The organism is Dysgonomonas sp. Marseille-Q5470 (assembly GCF_951230145.1).
Classification (GTDB): Bacteria; Bacteroidota; Bacteroidia; order Bacteroidales; family Dysgonomonadaceae; genus Dysgonomonas.
This window is the reverse complement of record NZ_CATNVE010000002.1, coordinates 563,154-581,205: the sequence shown is the minus strand read 5'-3', so window position 1 is coordinate 581,205 and position 18,052 is coordinate 563,154. Positions and strand designations below refer to the sequence as shown.

The 18,052-nt window shown below is 38.0% G+C and carries 17 protein-coding genes; 15 read left to right on the top strand and 2 right to left on the bottom strand.

Annotated elements, in window-relative coordinates; translation table 11 throughout:
• Nucleotides 1-101: 101 nt before the first annotated feature.
• Nucleotides 102-683 carry a non-canonical purine NTP diphosphatase gene (locus QOX35_RS05740; protein ID WP_283686132.1) on the bottom strand — a complete coding sequence of 194 codons (582 nt, stop codon included), beginning with the start codon at nt 681-683 and terminating at the stop codon, nt 102-104.
• Nucleotides 680-1,882, bottom strand: coding sequence for a pyridoxal phosphate-dependent aminotransferase (locus tag QOX35_RS05735; RefSeq protein ID WP_006842951.1), 1,203 nt, complete (start codon nt 1,880-1,882; stop codon nt 680-682). Before QOX35_RS05735 ends, QOX35_RS05740 begins: the two co-directional genes overlap by 4 nt.
• Before the next feature lie 139 nt (nt 1,883-2,021).
• On the opposite strand from QOX35_RS05735, the gene QOX35_RS05730 reads away from it, so the two are divergent.
• The 15 genes from QOX35_RS05730 (at nt 2,022) to QOX35_RS05660 (ending at nt 17,962) form a co-directional block, all read left to right on the top strand.
• The gene (locus QOX35_RS05730) at nt 2,022-2,762 is read left to right on the top strand and encodes an RNA polymerase sigma-70 factor (RefSeq protein WP_283686131.1); all 741 of its coding nucleotides are present in this window, start codon (nt 2,022-2,024) and stop codon (nt 2,760-2,762) included.
• Nucleotides 2,756-3,676 carry a FecR domain-containing protein gene (locus tag QOX35_RS05725; RefSeq protein ID WP_283686130.1) on the top strand — a complete coding sequence of 307 codons (921 nt, stop codon included), beginning with the start codon at nt 2,756-2,758 and terminating at the stop codon, nt 3,674-3,676. The genes QOX35_RS05730 and QOX35_RS05725 overlap by 7 nt, the downstream gene beginning before the upstream one ends.
• A 23-nt stretch (nt 3,677-3,699) precedes the next feature.
• Complete coding sequence (locus tag QOX35_RS05720) at nt 3,700-4,179, top strand: STN domain-containing protein (protein ID WP_283686129.1); 480 nt, start codon at nt 3,700-3,702, stop codon at nt 4,177-4,179.
• Nucleotides 4,180-4,567: 388 nt separating this feature from the next.
• Nucleotides 4,568-6,835 (top strand): TonB-dependent receptor, encoded by a 2,268-nt coding sequence (locus tag QOX35_RS05715; RefSeq protein WP_283686128.1) that lies wholly within the window; start codon nt 4,568-4,570, stop codon nt 6,833-6,835.
• Nucleotides 6,836-6,855: 20 nt separating this feature from the next.
• On the top strand, nt 6,856-7,665 hold the full coding sequence (locus QOX35_RS05710; protein ID WP_283686127.1) for a DUF4249 domain-containing protein: 810 nt from the start codon (nt 6,856-6,858) through the stop codon (nt 7,663-7,665).
• Between the two features lie 245 nt (nt 7,666-7,910).
• Nucleotides 7,911-8,705: a thymidylate synthase gene (locus tag QOX35_RS05705; protein WP_283686126.1), complete on the top strand. Its 795-nt coding sequence runs from the start codon at nt 7,911-7,913 to the stop codon at nt 8,703-8,705.
• A 278-nt stretch (nt 8,706-8,983) separates the two neighbouring features.
• Complete coding sequence (rplM, locus tag QOX35_RS05700) at nt 8,984-9,439, top strand: 50S ribosomal protein L13 (protein ID WP_006842959.1); 456 nt, start codon at nt 8,984-8,986, stop codon at nt 9,437-9,439.
• 6 nt (nt 9,440-9,445) lie between these two features.
• Entirely contained in the window at nt 9,446-9,832 is a 387-nt protein-coding gene (rpsI, locus tag QOX35_RS05695; protein ID WP_006842960.1) for a 30S ribosomal protein S9, read from the top strand.
• A gap of 195 nt (nt 9,833-10,027) precedes the next feature.
• Complete coding sequence (rpsB, locus tag QOX35_RS05690; protein ID WP_006842961.1) at nt 10,028-10,879, top strand: 30S ribosomal protein S2; 852 nt, start codon at nt 10,028-10,030, stop codon at nt 10,877-10,879.
• Between the two features lie 117 nt (nt 10,880-10,996).
• On the top strand, nt 10,997-11,821 hold the full coding sequence (gene tsf / locus QOX35_RS05685) for a translation elongation factor Ts (protein WP_135105105.1): 825 nt from the start codon (nt 10,997-10,999) through the stop codon (nt 11,819-11,821).
• Between the two features lie 155 nt (nt 11,822-11,976).
• A complete protein-coding gene (locus QOX35_RS05680) occupies nt 11,977-13,428 on the top strand; it encodes a lipopolysaccharide biosynthesis protein (protein WP_283686125.1) in 1,452 nt (483 codons plus the stop codon).
• On the top strand, nt 13,425-14,306 hold the full coding sequence (locus QOX35_RS05675) for a glycosyltransferase family 2 protein (RefSeq protein ID WP_283686124.1): 882 nt from the start codon (nt 13,425-13,427) through the stop codon (nt 14,304-14,306). Before QOX35_RS05680 ends, QOX35_RS05675 begins: the two co-directional genes overlap by 4 nt.
• Nucleotides 14,307-14,398: 92 nt before the next feature.
• On the top strand, nt 14,399-15,160 hold the full coding sequence (gene yaaA, locus QOX35_RS05670; protein ID WP_283686123.1) for a peroxide stress protein YaaA: 762 nt from the start codon (nt 14,399-14,401) through the stop codon (nt 15,158-15,160).
• Between the two features lie 75 nt (nt 15,161-15,235).
• Nucleotides 15,236-15,982, top strand: a complete 747-nt coding sequence (gpmA, locus tag QOX35_RS05665; RefSeq protein WP_006842966.1) for a 2,3-diphosphoglycerate-dependent phosphoglycerate mutase — start codon at nt 15,236-15,238, stop codon at nt 15,980-15,982.
• Between the two features lie 183 nt (nt 15,983-16,165).
• Nucleotides 16,166-17,962 carry a chloride channel protein gene (locus QOX35_RS05660; RefSeq protein ID WP_283686122.1) on the top strand — a complete coding sequence of 599 codons (1,797 nt, stop codon included), beginning with the start codon at nt 16,166-16,168 and terminating at the stop codon, nt 17,960-17,962.
• Nucleotides 17,963-18,052 lie beyond the last annotated feature (90 nt).

Sequence of the window (18,052 nt, the reverse complement as noted above, 5' to 3'; positions counted from 1 at the left end):
ATTTTATCTTTTAAACACGAGAAGTTTCGCTTCGTTCAGGATGACAAAGAAGAGTAAGTTATTTACTTCCTTTCAGCCAGTTCTACTTAGTATCTAATTGTTCAAATATTTTTTAAGAACTCACATAAAGCCTTTGTCGCTAATGCTCTGTGACTTACGTTATTCTTCACCTCTGACCCTAATTGGGCAAATGTTTGATCGTATCCATCAGGCTGAAAAACAGGATCATAACCAAATCCCGCATCTCCCCTTTCTTCGGTGATAATACTACCCTTCACCTTTCCTTCGAACAGATATTCTTTACCATCCAATATCAATGCGATCACAGTTCTGAACTGCGCTTTCCTGTTAGTGGTAACATCAAGCTCTTTGAGCAGCTTTTTCATATTTGCCTTCGAGTCATGATCTCCTCCCGCATAACGGGCAGAGTATACTCCCGGAGCACCGTTTAAGGCTTCGACTTCCAGGCCGGTATCATCTCCGAAGCAGTCATAGCCATATTTATCTTTTACGTAGCGGGCTTTTATCAGAGCATTTTCCTGTAATGTTTCTCCCGGTTCTTCAATGTCTTCGTGGCAGCCTATATCTTTTAGGCTGAGTATATCAAAACTGCTTCCAACAACTGCTTTTACTTCTTCGAGCTTATGACTGTTGTTGGTAGCAAAAACTAATTTCCTTCTCATTTTTTATCTTTTGAATTATAGGCCTCTAAAGCTTTTTCTAATACAGTAAGCGCCTTCGCTAAATCTTCTTTATTAAGTACATAAGCAATACGTACTTCATTTTTCCCAAGTCCCGGTGTAGTGTAAAAACCGGAAGCGGGAGCCATAAATATAGTTTGTCCTTCGTATTCGAAATCGGACAAACACCATGCGCAAAAGTCGTCAGAATCTTCGACCGGCAATCGGGCAACAGTATAGAATGCGCCCATAGGTATAGGTGAATATACTCCCGGAATACGGTTTAGCCTGTCGATTAAGAACTTCCGTCTCTCTACATACTCTTCGTATATGTCGCGTATATATTCCAGAGAAGCATCCAGAGAGGCTTCCGCTGCTATCTGACCGATAAGAGGCGGACTAAGACGAGCTTGACACAGCTTCATTACGGTTTTGCGAAGCTCCTTGTTCTTGGTAATCAAAGCACCGATGCGGATACCGCATTCGCTATACCGTTTCGACACAGAGTCGATCAATACGACATTCTCCTCAATTCCAACAAGGTGACATGCCGAAACATAAGGTGAATTGGTATATATAAAGTCACGATACACTTCGTCTGAAAACAGATAGAGATCATATTTTTGCACCAAATGTTTTATCTGGTTCATTTCTGTACGAGAATACAGGTAGCCTGTCGGATTATTCGGGTTACAAATAAGGATACCCTTAGTCCGCTCATTAATAAGCTCTTCGAATTTCTCTACAGGAGGTAGTGCAAACCCCTCATCAATGGTAGAAGACACAGTACGGATAACTGCTCCTGCCGATGCTGCGAACGCCATGTAGTTGGCATAAGCAGGTTCGGGAACTATGATTTCATCTCCGGGATCGAGACAAGCCAAGAAAGCGAACAATACCGCTTCTGAGCCACCTGTGGTAATAATAATATCATCGGGAGATACATTAATATTATATTTTGCATAATATCCTATCAACTTTTCACGATAAGAACGGTAGCCATCGCTGGGACTATATTCCAAGATCGTGCGGTCTATATTCCGAATCGCTTCGAGAGCTTCTTCCGGTGTCGGTAGATCGGGTTGTCCGATATTCAGATGGTAAACTTTTAGACCTCTAGCCTTTGCAGAGTCTGATAAGGGAGCCAATTTTCTGATTGGCGAATTTGGCATATCTATTCCTCGTTGCGAGATACTTGGCATAATCGAATATATTATTTATACAATTTTACAATGAAGCACAAATATACGAATTATAGGAAAACTTATACCCGGAATGCAAAAATAGATTTTTGGTTCTGTGAGTTAGATATATACAACGTTATGCATTGAATATCAAACAATGTTAATAATCTTATTCTATTCAAACAACAAAAAGGCAGGTATTTATCAGAAAAAGAAATATATTTGCTTTTCACATAGTGGAAGACCCGGACAAAATTGTCATATATCATATAGGGAAGTAGAATTGACCCGAAACGACCCTATCAAAAGCAATGTAAAAAAAGTGGAGCTTATTCAAGAGACAGTGAGGTTAACAGATAAAGTAACTCACGAAACCCTGTTCAAAAGGTGGTATGAGCCTTTATGCAAATACGCTTATAGTATTCTCAAAGATCAGTTCGAGGCAGAAGATGCCGTTCAGAAAGTATTTTTTAAACTATGGGACGACCGCCTCAATACGAGTATAAGCGTGTCAATAAAGTCTTATCTGTATATGGCTGTGCATAATATCTGTCTGAACCGAATTAAACAGATGAAGGTGCAACAGAAGCATAATCAACAAATAGCCTTAGACGAACCGATTGAGCATAACGAAGTATATGAAAGCATTGTAGAAAAAGAACTGAATTATAAAATCACTATGGCGATAGCACAATTACCACCCCGATGCAGAGAGGTATTTGAACTTAGCCGATTCGAAATGATGAGCTATAAGGAGATTGCTCAAGAACTGGCAATCTCTCCAAATACTGTAGAAAATCAAATAGCTAAAGCACTGAAGCTCTTGAGAGAAAACCTGAAAGAATTTATTTCGGTCGTCGTGTTATATTACTTAATAAAACTGATTGGACTATGGTAACGAATGACACTGACAGATTATTAGCACGATATTTTGCAGGAGAGTTATCTCCTCAAGATAGAATACGCTTGGAGAAGTGGCTTGCCGAGTCGCAGGAGCATGAAGAATATTTCTTTGAGCTCACTTCGCTTTATCAAAATATGGGAACGGGCGAATACCCTCCCTTCGATGTACAAAAAGCGATTGAAATACTAGAGGAACATATAAATAAAACCTCCCTAAAAACGCTATCTCACAAAAGAAACAAAAGAAAGCCTCTAGCTTGGATAATAGGTGCAGCTGCTGCTGTAGCGATACTATTTTTTATCTTCAACAGAGAACAAGACAATCCGATTACTACCATTACTGAGAAAGGGTTGTATTCTTTTGCTGACAGCACAAGAATAAACTTGATAGAAGGTGAAGTCTCCTTTAGTAAAAATGGCACAAGAGATACAATCTATCTAAAAGGTAAAGCTTCCTTTGAAATGAATTCGGAAAAAGCAGAAAGCAAAATAGTGAAAGCAGGGAATATATATGTGAAAGATATCGGTACTAAGTTTACAGTTGAAGCAAATACTCCCGACTCTGTTTATGTGAGTGTTACCGAAGGTGAAGTATTGTTTTATTCGGACAACAACACCGGCATAAATCTTAAGATGAGTCAAAGCGGATATTACTTATCTAAAAGCAATAAATTCTATAAGGAAACAATGAGAGGTAATTTCCAGTTCAAAGGAACATCTCTAAGCGAAGTCATCAACCAACTAAATACATTCTACGGGCAACAGATAGAGCTAAAAGATAAAAGTGTCCAAGATCTTCCTATTACAGTAACATTCACAAAAGAAGATTTGTCTACCATACTGGATGTAGTAGCTATTACATTAAACCTGAAAGTAGACCACATAGGCGATGGCTATACAATCGAATAGGGAAAGATCATAATTAAAGTCGAATGAAGAAAATAATATTTATATCATTATTTATCCTTATCACTGCTAGCTTGCACTCTCAGAAAATGGTAAACATAAAATTACAGAATGAGAGAATCGGTGTAGCGATGAAACTTATAACCCAACAAACGGGAGTCGAATTTTCGTACAACCCTAAGGTTGTGGATACGCATAAGAAGATTTCTATCAATATTGTCAACAAAGAGGTAACCGAGGCAGTATACATATTGCTGCACGACAAATATTTTTTTTATATTATAAAAGGTAAATATGTAATAATAACATCAGCCAAAGCAACCCCTAAGGGAATCGCTAATTATGAACCAATTACAGAAGACGATAAAAATATTATAGATAGGAGTAGTGGAAACTCCCCGCATAGTGGTCTTAGTGGTATAGGAAATGACAAAATCGCTGATGAGCGGATAGAGAAAGGGCTTCCTTTAACTATAAACAACAAAAAAATGAGACCATTATGTTAAAAAAAATCGCAAGAATTTTCACGCTATATTCGAGAAGAAGGATAGTGACTATAATTAATGCACATTTAGAGTTAATTCATCGAGAAAAAATATGTATTTATCGATTTCAGCTTGTTGGTTAATATGGTCTAGTCTAACTTTGCATTATAAAAAAGGACACTCTTCATTTGTTAAATTGTGAACGAGTGAATACAATAAACATAGATTTTAATGGTTTTATTTTCTAAAACCACTAAGATCTGAATAGATAAAAACTTATACATTAATATAAACAAATTGAACTTTGTTTAAAAATTTAAACCTACTTATGTTAGTACATGCAAATTTTTTACCCAAAAAGACTTGGGTTTCATTTCTATGGCTTTTACATTTATTTATAATTCCGGTTTTGACAAGTGCACAAACCTATAAAATTAGCGGGACGGTAGTTGACTCTCGTACAAAAGAAACTCTGATAGGAGTTCCAATTATAATAGAAAACCGAAATGGCAGTGGTGTATCATCAGATGAGAATGGGAAATATGCCCTTACTCTTCCGAAAGGAGAATACACATTAAAGGTTGATTATATCGGCTTCGAAAAAAAGACCTTGAAGATTTCTCTTAACCAGAATATAAAAAAAGATATCGAACTTGTACAAACTACAATTGGTTTGAGTGAAGTTGTTGTATCTGCCGAGCGTCCCGATGCAAATGTATCCGCACCACAAACAGGGATTGAGAAAATGGAGATACAAACAATAAATAAGATTCCGGTTCTACTCGGAGAACGTGATATCATAAAATCAATACAGCTAATGCCCGGAGTACAAGGTGCCGGAGAAGGCAGTTCAGGGTTTTATGTACGCGGGGGTAGTGCCGATCAGAACCTTATCTTACTGGATAATGTATCGCTCTACAATGCATCCCATCTGATGGGTTTCTTCTCTACGTTCAACTCGGAAGTATTACGTGATGTAACGCTGTATAAAGGAGCTATGCCGGCGCAGTACGGAGAACGCTTGGCATCAATCTTAGATGTTCAACAACGTAATGGTGACAACCAGAAATATCATGTAGCCGGTGGCATCGGGCTTATTTCATCTAATGTGAATGCCGAAGGGCCTATACAAAAAGGGAAATCATCTTTCCTGATAGGGGCAAGACGCACCTATGCCGATGCATTGGCACGTATGTCGGGAATAGAAGATGCAAAAAATGCTTACCTGTATTTTTATGACCTGAATATGAAGTTGAACTTCGCCTTGTCTGATAAAGACCAGATATCTATTTCTGGATATTTGGGACGAGACAAAATGGTATTAAAAGATGCAGCCGAGGTGAACTGGGGAAATAGTTTTCTGATAGCTAACTGGAGTCATACTTTCAATAACAAATGGACTTCTCGTACATCACTATCTTATAATCAATACGATTACTACTTTGGGATGGAAGTAGGAATGAACTTGAATGGAACAGCTAAAATCAAAGACTATGGTTTAAAGCATGAGTTTATCTTTCAGCAAAGTAAAAACAGCCAATGGCGCTTAGGTGTCAGCTCTACATACCATGATTTGGCTCCCGGAAACTATAATCTGGACTCGGAGCAAAAAAATTCGGTAGATCTGCATCATCGCTATTCATCCGAAAATGCAGCTTACATATCCAATCAGATCAAGATAACTGATAATCTGGAGGTGGTATATGGACTTCGTGCTTCGGCATTCTTGGCGTTGGGGAAAGGACAATATTATACGCTAGATCAAGATAATAATGTACTAGATAGCACATGGTACAAATCGGGAAAAGTAGTAAAAACATATATAAATCTCGAACCTCGATTTTCAGCTGCTTACAAACTGAATGAAGTATCTTCGATAAAAGCTGCTTATGCACGCACAACACAGAATATGCACTTACTGTCATACTCGGCACAAGGCACACCCTTCGACCGTTGGACATCCAGCTCCAACAATGTAAAGCCACAGATAGCAGATCAAGTGTCGCTCGGATACTTTAGAAACTTCAACGATAATATGTTCGAATTCAGCATCGAAGGCTATTACAAAGATATGAGAAATCAGCTCGACTTTAAGGACAATGCCGACATAGAAGGATATGACGTTATAGAAACAGAGCTGCTATCCGGAAAAGGAAGAGCATACGGCGTAGAACTTTCGCTGAAGAAGCGTCAGGGAAGGCTTACGGGGTGGATAGCATACACTCTTTCGAAATCGGAGAAAAAGATTCACGGCATAAATGAAGACAGATGGTATAATGCATTCCAAGATCGCACGCATGATTTATCAATTGTGGGGATGTACGAACTCAATCCAAAATGGTCGTTATCTGCGGCTTGGGTATTCTATACAGGGAATGCGATTACTTATCCAAGCGGAAAATATCAGGTCAATGGTAAAGATGTGATGTACTATGCAGAGAGAAATGGCTACAGGATGCCTAATTATCATCGCCTCGATCTAGGTGCAACGTGTCTGCTAAAGAAGACCTCTAAATTTCAGTCGGAATTGGTATTCGGTCTATACAACGCTTATGGACGAGAGAATGCTTATATGATTCAATTCCGTACCAACACAAAAGATCCGAGCAAGACAACTGCTTATCAATATTCACTATTCACATTTGTTCCATCTGTTTCTTGGAACTTCAAGTTTTAAACTAAAAAAGCAGGAAAATTATGAAAAGTATAAAAAACAAATATATAATAGTACTTTCGGCTTTAGCTGTAATGCTTACAGTAACCTCTTGTGAAAAAGAAATAGATGTAGATCTTAATTCGGTTACACCACGCATACAAATAGAAGGTATTGTAAAACAAGATCAATTGGCTAAAGTAAGAGTAAGCCATACGCTCGATTTTAATGATAATAGCGGCTACCCTTTCTTAAAAGGAGCTATTGTAAAAATCTCCGATGATGCAGGAAACACGGAGATATTGCAACAGGACAATACAGGCTGGTATGTTGCACAGAATATCAAAGGGGTGATTGGTCGCAGTTATAATTTATCAGTAACCTACGAAGATAAAGAATATACGTCTACCTCTAAAATTCCACCTTTAGTAAAACTCGATTCATTGTCGATGTATAAAGTTCCGGTAATGAAATATGCTATTCCGATGATTCACTTCTCCGATCCTAAAGGAGAGACCAATCAGTACTACCGGTGTCTTGTATATATCAATGGAAAACAATTGCCGGATGTAAATGAAATGGTGCTGAGTGCTGAGTTTATGGACGGCAGCCCGATACATCAGTTTTTACCGGTATTCATCAACGATGATGACGTAGACCCAATCAAACAGGGAGATGAGATTGAAGTAGAATTTCAATGTATTGATAAAGGAGCTTATACTTTCTTTTATACATTAAGTAGAATTGAAGATTCGAAGACAAACCCAACCTCCAATATCAAAGGTGGGGCATTAGGCTACTTCTCTGCATCTACTGTAGATAAAATGACTATTACTGCCGAGTGGGAAGAATAGAAGGATGAGTCAAAAGTAATTTAGATTTCTCTTTGTTTTGTAGAATTAAGACTAACAATCAGAAGTCTAAATTACTTTTGACTCACTTTTTTTATCCATGTAATCAAGGACTTGAATATCGAAAGCCAAGACACAACACCAATAAAGCCAACGTAAAGATATAGTTTAGAAAGTTAAGAAGTCACCTTATACCCATTTGTTCTATATTTTGACTATTTTTGTACTTAATATCACTATATTTTGCAATGAAACAATATCACGACTTACTGAAACGTGTGCTGGCTGAAGGCACATTCAAAGAAGATAGAACAGGTACAGGTACAATAAGCGTTTTCGGACATCAGAGCCGATATAACTTGGCAGAAGGATTCCCGGTACTGACCACAAAGAAATTACACTTAAAATCAATTATATACGAGCTGCTTTGGTTTTTGGCTGGTGATACCAATGCCAAATACCTGCAAGATCACGGGGTACGCATCTGGAACGAATGGGCTGACGAAAACGGAGACCTTGGACATATCTACGGATACCAGTGGCGTTCGTGGCCCGACTATAATGGAGGATATATAGACCAGATAACCAATACTGTAGAGACAATAAAGAACAACCCCGACTCGCGTCGTATTATTGTGAGCGCATGGAATGTTGCCGATCTGCCGAATATGAACCTCCCACCCTGCCATGCTTTTTTTCAGTTCTACGTGGCTGATGGCAAACTAAGCTTACAACTCTATCAACGCAGTGCAGACATATTCCTTGGCGTTCCTTTCAATATTGCGTCCTATGCCCTACTACTAAAGATGATGGCTCAAGTAACAGGATTGCAAGAAGGCGAATTTGTTCACACACTAGGTGATGCTCATATTTATACGAATCATTTAGATCAGGTAAAACTACAGCTCACCAGAGATTTTCGTCCTCTCCCTCAGATGATAATTAATCCTGAGGTAAAAAGCATTTTTGATTTCAAATATGAGGATTTCCAGCTTGAAGGGTACGACCCGCATCCACATATAAAAGGAGAAGTTGCTGTCTAATAAAATTAAACTCCAAAAGCTGCCTTTAAAGGACAGATTTAGAACAAAAGTGACTATAAATCAATCAAATTTACTTTTTTTTGAAATATCCTTCAAAAAAAGCTCATGCTATTTTTTGTTAATTGATTGATTATTTGTAATTTTGCGAGCCGATTATTACGAAATAAAACGTAAAAAATTGATTAACAAACGATTATCGTTTATCATATCTTAGCTCGATGAACGGATGATAGTTGTGTGAATCAAAAAAGTCATTAACCAAATTAATTTTTAATTAAGTGGATACTTTAAGTTATAAGACCATTTCTGCGAACAAAGCAACTGTACAAAAAGAATGGGTTGTGATTGACGCAACAGGCCAAACCTTAGGGCGTATGGCCTCTAAAGTGGCAAAACTTCTGAGAGGGAAGTACAAACCAAGTTTTACTCCACACGTTGACTGTGGCGACAATGTAATCATCATCAATGCTGATAAAGTTGTACTTACAGGAAATAAATGGAACGATCGCGTTTATCTGAGATATACAGGTTATCCTGGAGGTCAAAGAGAAGCAACTCCTGCAGTTTTGCTGGAAAAAGGAGCTGACCGCTTAGTGCATAAAGTAGTAAAAGGAATGTTACCTAAGAATCGTCTTGGTGCTGCCCTTCTTAAGAACCTTTATGTATATGCAGGAACTGAGCACAAACATGATGCTCAACAACCAAAAACAATAGATATTAACGCTCTTAAATAATTATTAATGGAAGTAGTAAATGCAATAGGAAGACGTAAAGCTGCTATAGCTCGCGTATTCGTAAGCGAAGGAACCGGAAAAATAGTGATCAACAAACGTGAACTAGACAATTACTTCCCTTCAACTATTCTTCAATATGTTGTAAAACAACCTCTAAGCAAACTTGCTGTAGATGGTAAGTACGACATAAAGATCAACCTTAACGGTGGCGGATACAAAGGACAGGCAGAAGCTGCACGCCTAGGTATCGCTCGTGCATTGGTTAAGATCAATCCAGAAGATAAGGCTGCTCTTAGAGCTGAAGGATTTATGACTCGTGACCCACGCGTTGTAGAACGTAAAAAACCGGGACAACCGAAAGCAAGAAAAAGATTTCAATTCTCAAAACGTTAATTTGGATATTATCTTACCCAATTACACTTTGCCGGCATATGCCGCTTAAAAGTTATAAGTTGGTTAATATATAATGATGAGTCGGCCTCATCTCTAAAATTACGTTTAGTATCTAAATTGCCGGGACTTCTGAATATGAGCTACCCGACAATTCGCTAACAGAAAAAGAAAGTAAACGAAACAAAAAAACTAAAAATGGCAAAATTAGAATTCGACCAATTATTAGAAGCTGGTGTACACTTCGGTCACTTAAAGAGAAAGTGGAATCCGGCTATGGCTCCTTACATCTTTATGGAGCGCAACGGTATCCACATTATCGACCTTTATAAGACAATAGCTAAGACTGAAGAGGCTGCTGCTGCATTGAAGCAAATAGCTAAATCAGGTAAAAAAATATTGTTCGTTGCTACAAAAAAACAAGCAAAACAAGTTGTTACAGACTTGGCTCAATCAGTGAATATGCCATACGTGGTAGAGCGCTGGCCAGGAGGTATGTTGACAAACTTCCCTACTATCCGTAAGGCTATTAAGAAAATGTCAACTATCGACAAGATGATCAAAGACGGTACTTTCGATACTTTGTCTAAAAGAGAAAGACTTCAAGTAACTCGTCAACGTGCTAAACTTGAAAAAACATTGGGTTCTATCCAAGACTTAACTCGTCTTCCATCTGCTTTATTTGTGGTAGACGTAATGAAAGAACACATTGCTGTAAGAGAAGCTAATCGTCTTGGTATACCTGTATTTGCTATGGTAGATACAAATTCTAGCCCTGAAGATATCGACTTCGTAATCCCTGCTAATGACGATGCTGCAAAATCTATCGAACTTATCTTAGGAAGCCTTTGCGAAGGAATCAAAGAAGGTCTTGAAGAAAGAAAGATCGAAAAAGCAGATAGCGCTGCTGCTGAAGCTCAAGATGAAGAAGGAGCTCCAAGAAGAGAACGCAAAGCAAAAGCAGGTGCTAAAAAAGCTGTAACTAAAGAAGACCAAGAAGCAATCAATGCGGCTGTAGCCAGCAAGTTTGCTAAAGAGGACGAAGAGTAATAGTATAAAGACTAAATAAATAGCCTCTAAGAAAGCCTTCTTAGAGATTATTTATTTGGTCTTTTTTCTTTAAATCAATAGAGAATAATTATAAACCAAAATAAAAGGAGAAAGAATATGGCAATTTCTATGGCTGATATCCAACATCTACGCAAAATGACAGGTGCTGGTATGATGGATTGTAAAAATGCTTTGAACGAGGCTGAAGGAGATTTCGACAAAGCTGTTGAGATAATTCGCAAAAAAGGACAAGCTTTTGCTGCAAAACGTGAAGACCGTGATGCTTCGGAAGGTTGTGTACTTGCTGCTACTCAAGGCGATTTCGCTGCAATCGTGGCAGTAAACTGTGAAACAGACTTCGTTGCAATGAATGCTGATTTTGTAGGAATGACTAAATCTATCCTAGATGCTGCATTAGAAAACAAACCGGCTGATATTGACACACTGAAAGCTGTTGAAGTTAGCGGTCGTGCTATCACCGACCTTGTAACAGACAGAATGGGTGTTACAGGCGAAAAAATGGAGTTCAGCGTTTACAAACAAATTACAGCTCCTACAGTTGTTGCTTATGTTCACCCGGGTAACAAACTAGCTTCTATCGTAGGTTTCAACAAACCAAACGTTGACGAGCAAGTAGCAAAAGACATAGCTATGCAAATTGCAGCTATGAACCCTGTAGCTCTTGTTCCTGAAGAAGTATCTGAGGAAATCAAACAAAGAGAACTAAGCATCGCAAGAGAAAAAGCAATCGAAGCTGGCAAACCAGAAAACTTGATTGAAAAAATTGCAGAAGGTGCATTAAATAAATTCTACAAAGAATTTACACTTCTTCAACAAGAATTCGTTAAGAATCCAAAACTAACAATAGCTCAATATCTTGCTGCGCACGATAAAGAACTTACTGTTGTCGGTTTCCAACGTTATACTTTGAACGCTGAATAATCGGAGATTCTAAAGAATCATATATAGAAGAGAGTAGTTTTCAGAACTGCTCTCTTTGTTTTTATACGCATACGATATTAAATTGATATGGCTTTTTTTAGTAGCTTTGCGTTCAAAATAAAGTATTAAGATAAACTGTTCCTCGACAGGAGTCTATGAAGGAAAAATCATTAAAAGATAAAACCGTATCCGGACTGAGTTGGAGTGTATTGGATAAGCTACTCCAAAATGCGTTTGTATTTGTTGCCGGAATATTACTTGCGCGTCTAATAGATAAAGAAGGCTACGGACTGATGGGCGTACTTGCCATATTTGTAGGATTAGCAAATATCTTACACGAAAGTGGCTTCTCGAGTGCTATTATTCGTAAGAAGAATATTACACAAGCAGATTACACCACTGTCTTCTATCTGAATATATCTATCGGTATATTCTTGTATCTGCTCCTATTCTTTCTGGCTCCACTCATCAGCAACTATTACGATAAACCTATTTTGACAGACTTGTCAAGGTATTTATTCCTATCCTTCCTATTTAACTCTTTTGCTGTAGTACAGAATGCCAAACTGATAAAAGAAATAAATTACAAGCTGATCACCAAGATTAATGCATTCTCTGTATTTACATCATACTCTGTAACACTATTGCTTGCCTACTTTGGCTTTGGAGTATGGGCACTAGCTACCCAGGTTGTACTCTGGACATTCCTTAAAGTTTGTTGCCTGTGGATATTCAGCAGATGGAAACCATCGGGATCATTTAGTAAAGAGTCATTCAAAGATCTGTTCGCATTTAGCTCGAAATTGGTTTTGGGAAGTATTATAAATTCTGTAATGGTAAACATACCCCAAAACATACTAGGGAAATTCTACTCCTTAAGTATCGGGGGATTATACAATCTAGCTTACAGAAATTACAATTCGGCTAACGATGTCTTAAACGGATCGATATACAGCGTCTCCTATCCTATCCTATCGTCGATATACGATGATGACCACCGATTGAAATATATATTCAGAAAATTTATCAGGATCAAAGCATTTGTCATATTCCCGATGTTTATGGGCATAATATTGGTAGCACAATCATTTATGTACATACTGGGAGAACAATGGCTTTCAGCAGCTCCCATCCTGCAACTGCTATGCATTGGCGGTATATTTGCAGGCCTTGAAACTACAAATGGAGATATATTAAGGATAAAAGGTAAATCGGGATTGATTCTTATTCTGACAATTATGCATGCTATATTGATTTTCAGCTCTATATGTATCCCTTTTATTTTAGGGCTCAGTTACCTGTATTACATTGCGGGTATCTCAGCAACCTATATTATCAGATACATTGTATCCTCTATTATGTCTAACAAGCTGATAAATTACAGTCTGGTTGAACTAATAAAAGATTTATTGCCTTATTTCGGAATATCATTTATTTGTATACTATGTGGCTATATGCTCAGGTTTGCGATATCCCAACCTGTTGTATTAATGATATGCCAAATAGCTTTTGTAGGAGCTTTGTATATAGGAACTTTATATTTTTCAAAAGCCAGAATATTGAGAGAAGCCATCGAATATGTTACCAATAAAAGGATAAAGAAATGAAAGTCAGCATCTGTATCCCGGCTTACAAACATATTGATTTTCTGAGACGTTGCCTCAACTCTATTTTAGAGCAGCGTTTTACAGATTACGAGGTCGTTATCACAGATGATTCTCCCGATGACTCATTACAAAAACTGGTTGAAGAATATTCGGACGAGCGAATAAAATATTTCAAAAACGAAAAACCTTTAGGCTCTCCGCTGAATTGGAACGAGGGAATAAAAAAAGCAAAAGGAGAATATATCAAGATACTTCATCATGATGATTGGTTTTCTTCTCCGGACAGCTTAGAAAAGTATGTCTGCCTGTTAGATGAAAATCCAAGTGCCGACATTGCTTTTTCGGCAAGTTGCGACTTGGACAACCATAATAATTCGAAGCCCCATATAGCAAGCAGCGAATTTATCTCAGAACTTCATAATGATGCTACAATAATATATACCGGCAATAGGCTGGGTGCTCCGAGTGTATGTATATTTAGGAATAAAGGCTATCTTTTCGACCCGAATCTAATATGGCTGGTAGATATGGATTTCTACATGCAGGTGATTATGGCTAGAGATAATACATTCGCAATCTCTCCCGAAATATTAGTTAATATCGGAATCAGTGAGTTTCAAATCACACAGCAATGCCTCGCAGAAACGAAGGTGAAAATATCAGAGAAAATATACCTTTACAAAAAGTACTGCTTGGAAAACAAACCTGCCAAGTATAGAAAAAGCCTTCTGAAATACATGGGACGAGAAAAAATTCGAAGGACATCCGACCTCAAAGACATCCTGCCGGATTCAGACTTTACCTTCTCTAGGTCAGATACTTTCCGGGCATATATATACTATGCAAGAAAGAAGATTAGAAGTCTTCTTCCTCGATAAGCAACAAAAACCTTGGTATAAGTGTTTTAACAATGCAATATCTGTTCCTACAATAAATTTACATTATTACGAACTTATAAAGAAATAAAAATATGATTATAATAATGTCTCCTGCAAAGTTGCAGGATTTTGAAAAGCCGGCTCCAATAAAGGAGTCAACCACCCCACTCTACGCGAAAGAAGCTAAAGGATTGTACAAATCGATGGAAGGTATTACTCCCGGAGAAATAGCGTCTCTAATGAGTATTAACCCTCAGCTGGCACACGATGTATACCAATACATCCACGCATATCCTCTAAGCAAAACGCCACAAAAACAGGCAGCATTTGCCTATAATGGAATAGCATACAAGGGACTGGACGCGCAATCATTTTCTGCGGAAGATATCGATTTTGCTCAAAAACATTTACTACATATTTCAGGGCTGTATGGCGTACTCCGTCCTCTAGACCTTATTAAACCATATCGTCTCGAAATGCAAATTCCGATAGTGAACGATAAAGGGAAAGATTTGTATGCATTTTGGTCCGACACCATCAGTAAGTACATAGCCAAACAAATGAAAGCTGACGACAATGTCCTTATCAATCTGGCTTCGAAAGAATACGCCAAGGCTGTAGATAAAAAGCTTTTGCCTAAAGGACATAAGATCATAACTCCTATCTTCAAACAGCAAACAGATAAAGGATATAAACAAATAGTAGTTTACGCAAAAAAAGCACGGGGTATGATGACCCGCTTTATTATACAAAATCAACTGAAAGATATAGAGCACCTAAAGGGTTTCGATACCGAAGGATATACTTTTGCACCACAGCTTTCGGATGATAAGGAATGGGTATTTATTCGATAAGATCGACTTGCTATTCCGCTATAATTTAACTAACTTTGCGTAGTTGGAAAATAATAATTAAAACAGTAAATAAAGATGAAAAAAGTAGTATTAATTCGCCACGGAGAAAGCGTTTGGAACAAAGAGAACCGCTTTACAGGATGGACAAACGTTGACTTGTCGGAGCAAGGAGTACAAGAAGCTATAAAAGCCGGAAAACTATTGAAAGAAGAAGGTTTCAAATTTACATTAGCTTATACTTCTTATCTGAAAAGAGCTGTTAAAACGTTGAACAATATCCTTGACCAAATGGACTTGGATTGGATTCCTGTTGAAAAAACATGGCGTTTGAACGAAAAACATTACGGTATGCTTCAAGGCTTAAACAAAGCTGAGACTGCTGAAAAATACGGTGACGAGCAAGTACTTGTTTGGAGACGTAGCTACGATGTTCCACCTGCTGCACTAGAGCCAACAGACCCTCGTTCAGCTTCTCAAGATCCTCGTTACGCAGACGTACCTAAAGCATATATCCCTGAAACAGAAGCATTGAAAGAAACAGTAGATCGTATCCTTCCATACTGGCAAGAAGTTATCTACCCATCATTGATGTGTCACGATGAAATTATCGTTGCAGCACATGGAAACAGCTTACGTGGTATCATCAAATATCTGAAAGGAATTTCAGACGAAGATATCGTAAGCTTGAACCTACCTACAGCTGTACCTTACGTTTTTGAATTCGACAATGATTTGAACCTCGTTAAAGATTATTTCCTTGGTGATCCTGAAGAAATCAAAAAACTGATGGATGCTGTTGCTAATCAAGGAAAAAAGAAATAAGATAAACAACTCAGCCTTCATACAGGCGTGGAAGTTTTATAATAACTAGTCTGACTAGCTGAAAAATAAAAGAGACTAAACCAACACTTTGGTTTGGTCTCTTTAGTTTTAACACTATAGAGTGAAAATAATTTATTTCTGTACCCATTTTTTTATACTTTTGGAGTTCAATCCTAAAATTAAATGTCACGCAAAAAACTTTATAACAGATTCCTTGTCTGGAAGACCCAAAATGTAAAAGAGAAACAGATGGTCTTGTTCGTAAGTTTCCTGATCGGAATATTTACAGCATTAGCAGCTTTTATCCTTAAAAGTGCAATTCACTTTATACAACATCTTCTTACTTCTCCTTTCCTCACAGAGGGTGCTAACTATATGTACCTCATATATCCTATAGTAGGTATTTTAATTGCCGGAATGTTTGTTCGCTACATCGTGAGAGATGATATCAGCCATGGTGTTACAAAAATATTGTATGCTATATCTCAGCGTAAAAGCTTTATAAAGCTCCATAACGTATATACCTCCATTGTAGCCAGTTCTATTACAATTGGTTTTGGGGGATCGGTTGGAGCGGAAGCACCTATTGTACTTACAGGATCGGCTATAGGGTCTAATCTGGGACGTTTCTTTAAGGTAGAACAGAAATACCTGATGCTGCTGATCGGATGTGGTGCTGCGGGTGCTATTGCGGGTATCTTTAAAGCACCTATTGCGGGATTGGTTTTTGTGGTGGAAGTATTGATGCTCGACCTGACAACGTTTACAGTGCTTCCGTTGTTGGTAACATCTGTAACGGCAGCTACGATTTCATATCTGACGATGGGGACTTCGGCAATGTTTAATTATGCCTATACAGAGCCTTTTACCCTCGAACGCATTCCTTATGTTATTTTGCTGGGTATTTTTTGCGGATTGGTTTCTCTCTATTTTACTCGTGCTATGGGGTGGACAGAAGGAATATTTCGCAAGATGTCATACTGGCAAAAGTTTGCGTTTGGTGCAAGCATATTAAGTATATTAATATTTTTGATGCCTCCTCTTTACGGAGAAGGTTATGATACAATAGAGGCATTGATCAGTGGAACAAAGAACTACACCGGTCTGTTGGACAATAGTGTTTTCTTTGAATTTAAAGATACCCGTTGGACTATCGTCTTATTTCTTGCGGGTGTTCTGCTGATGAAAGTATTTGCGACCAGCGCAACTAACGGTGCAGGAGGAACAGGGGGGATATTTGCTCCATCTTTGTTCTTGGGTTGTATTGCCGGATTTGTATTCTCTTTTACTATAAATCACTCACGACTAACAGGCTTTGCTCCGTTATTGCCGGAAGAGAATTTCGCATTAATGGGAATGGCAGGTGTAATGGCAGGAGTAATGCATGCACCTCTGACGGGAACATTCCTGATTGCAGAGCTGACGGGTGGATATGAACTGTTACTGCCTCTGATGATTGTTTCTATCTGTTCTTATGTCGTGATCAAGTTTTTTGAGCCACATAGTATCTATTCGATGCGTCTGGCAAAGAAAGGGGAGCTTATAACTCACCATAAGGATAAAGCCGTACTTACACTGATGAATATTGAGAAACTGATAGAATCTAATTTTCAGACAGTGAATCCTGATATGTATCTGGGCGATATGGTGAGAGTTATATCGCAATCATCTCGCAATGTCTTTCCTGTTTTAGATGAGCAAAAGAGATTCTTGGGTATTGTTCTTATGGATAATATCCGAAATATTATGTTTCGCCCCGAATTATACAACCGTTTCAAGGTATCACGCTTCATGACATCACCTCCGGCTATTGTGGTTGTAGGTATGACTATGGAATCTATAATGAAGAGTTTTGACGAAACTAAGGCTTGGAACTTACCTGTGGTAGACCAGAATGATGTATATCTGGGATTTATCTCCAAATCTAACATTTTGGATGTATACAGAGGGGTATTAGCTGAGAACTTTGTGGAAGAATGACACTGCTTTTTCCTAAATAATATTTATAAATACATAAAGTCTGCTAGAGTTTTATATCTTTGCTTTTTAGAGTAAAACTTAAATAATTAG

What these genes read in the sequence shown, in the direction of transcription:
- QOX35_RS05680 (WP_283686125.1), top strand. Translation starts at nt 11,977, where the DNA reads ATGAAGGAAAAATCATTAAAAGATAAAACCGTATCCGGACTGAGTTGG.
- tsf (WP_135105105.1), top strand. Translation starts at nt 10,997, where the DNA reads ATGGCAATTTCTATGGCTGATATCCAACATCTACGCAAAATGACAGGT.
- rpsB (WP_006842961.1), top strand. Translation starts at nt 10,028, where the DNA reads ATGGCAAAATTAGAATTCGACCAATTATTAGAAGCTGGTGTACACTTC.
- yaaA (WP_283686123.1), top strand. Translation starts at nt 14,399, where the DNA reads ATGATTATAATAATGTCTCCTGCAAAGTTGCAGGATTTTGAAAAGCCG.
- QOX35_RS05705 (WP_283686126.1), top strand. Translation starts at nt 7,911, where the DNA reads ATGAAACAATATCACGACTTACTGAAACGTGTGCTGGCTGAAGGCACA.
- QOX35_RS05660 (WP_283686122.1), top strand. Translation starts at nt 16,166, where the DNA reads ATGTCACGCAAAAAACTTTATAACAGATTCCTTGTCTGGAAGACCCAA.
- QOX35_RS05675 (WP_283686124.1), top strand. Translation starts at nt 13,425, where the DNA reads ATGAAAGTCAGCATCTGTATCCCGGCTTACAAACATATTGATTTTCTG.
- QOX35_RS05720 (WP_283686129.1), top strand. Translation starts at nt 3,700, where the DNA reads ATGAAGAAAATAATATTTATATCATTATTTATCCTTATCACTGCTAGC.
- QOX35_RS05735 (WP_006842951.1), bottom strand. Translation starts at nt 1,882, where the DNA reads ATGCCAAGTATCTCGCAACGAGGAATAGATATGCCAAATTCGCCAATC.
- QOX35_RS05740 (WP_283686132.1), bottom strand. Translation starts at nt 683, where the DNA reads ATGAGAAGGAAATTAGTTTTTGCTACCAACAACAGTCATAAGCTCGAA.
- QOX35_RS05725 (WP_283686130.1), top strand. Translation starts at nt 2,756, where the DNA reads ATGGTAACGAATGACACTGACAGATTATTAGCACGATATTTTGCAGGA.
- QOX35_RS05710 (WP_283686127.1), top strand. Translation starts at nt 6,856, where the DNA reads ATGAAAAGTATAAAAAACAAATATATAATAGTACTTTCGGCTTTAGCT.
- QOX35_RS05730 (WP_283686131.1), top strand. Translation starts at nt 2,022, where the DNA reads ATGTTAATAATCTTATTCTATTCAAACAACAAAAAGGCAGGTATTTAT.
- gpmA (WP_006842966.1), top strand. Translation starts at nt 15,236, where the DNA reads ATGAAAAAAGTAGTATTAATTCGCCACGGAGAAAGCGTTTGGAACAAA.
- rpsI (WP_006842960.1), top strand. Translation starts at nt 9,446, where the DNA reads ATGGAAGTAGTAAATGCAATAGGAAGACGTAAAGCTGCTATAGCTCGC.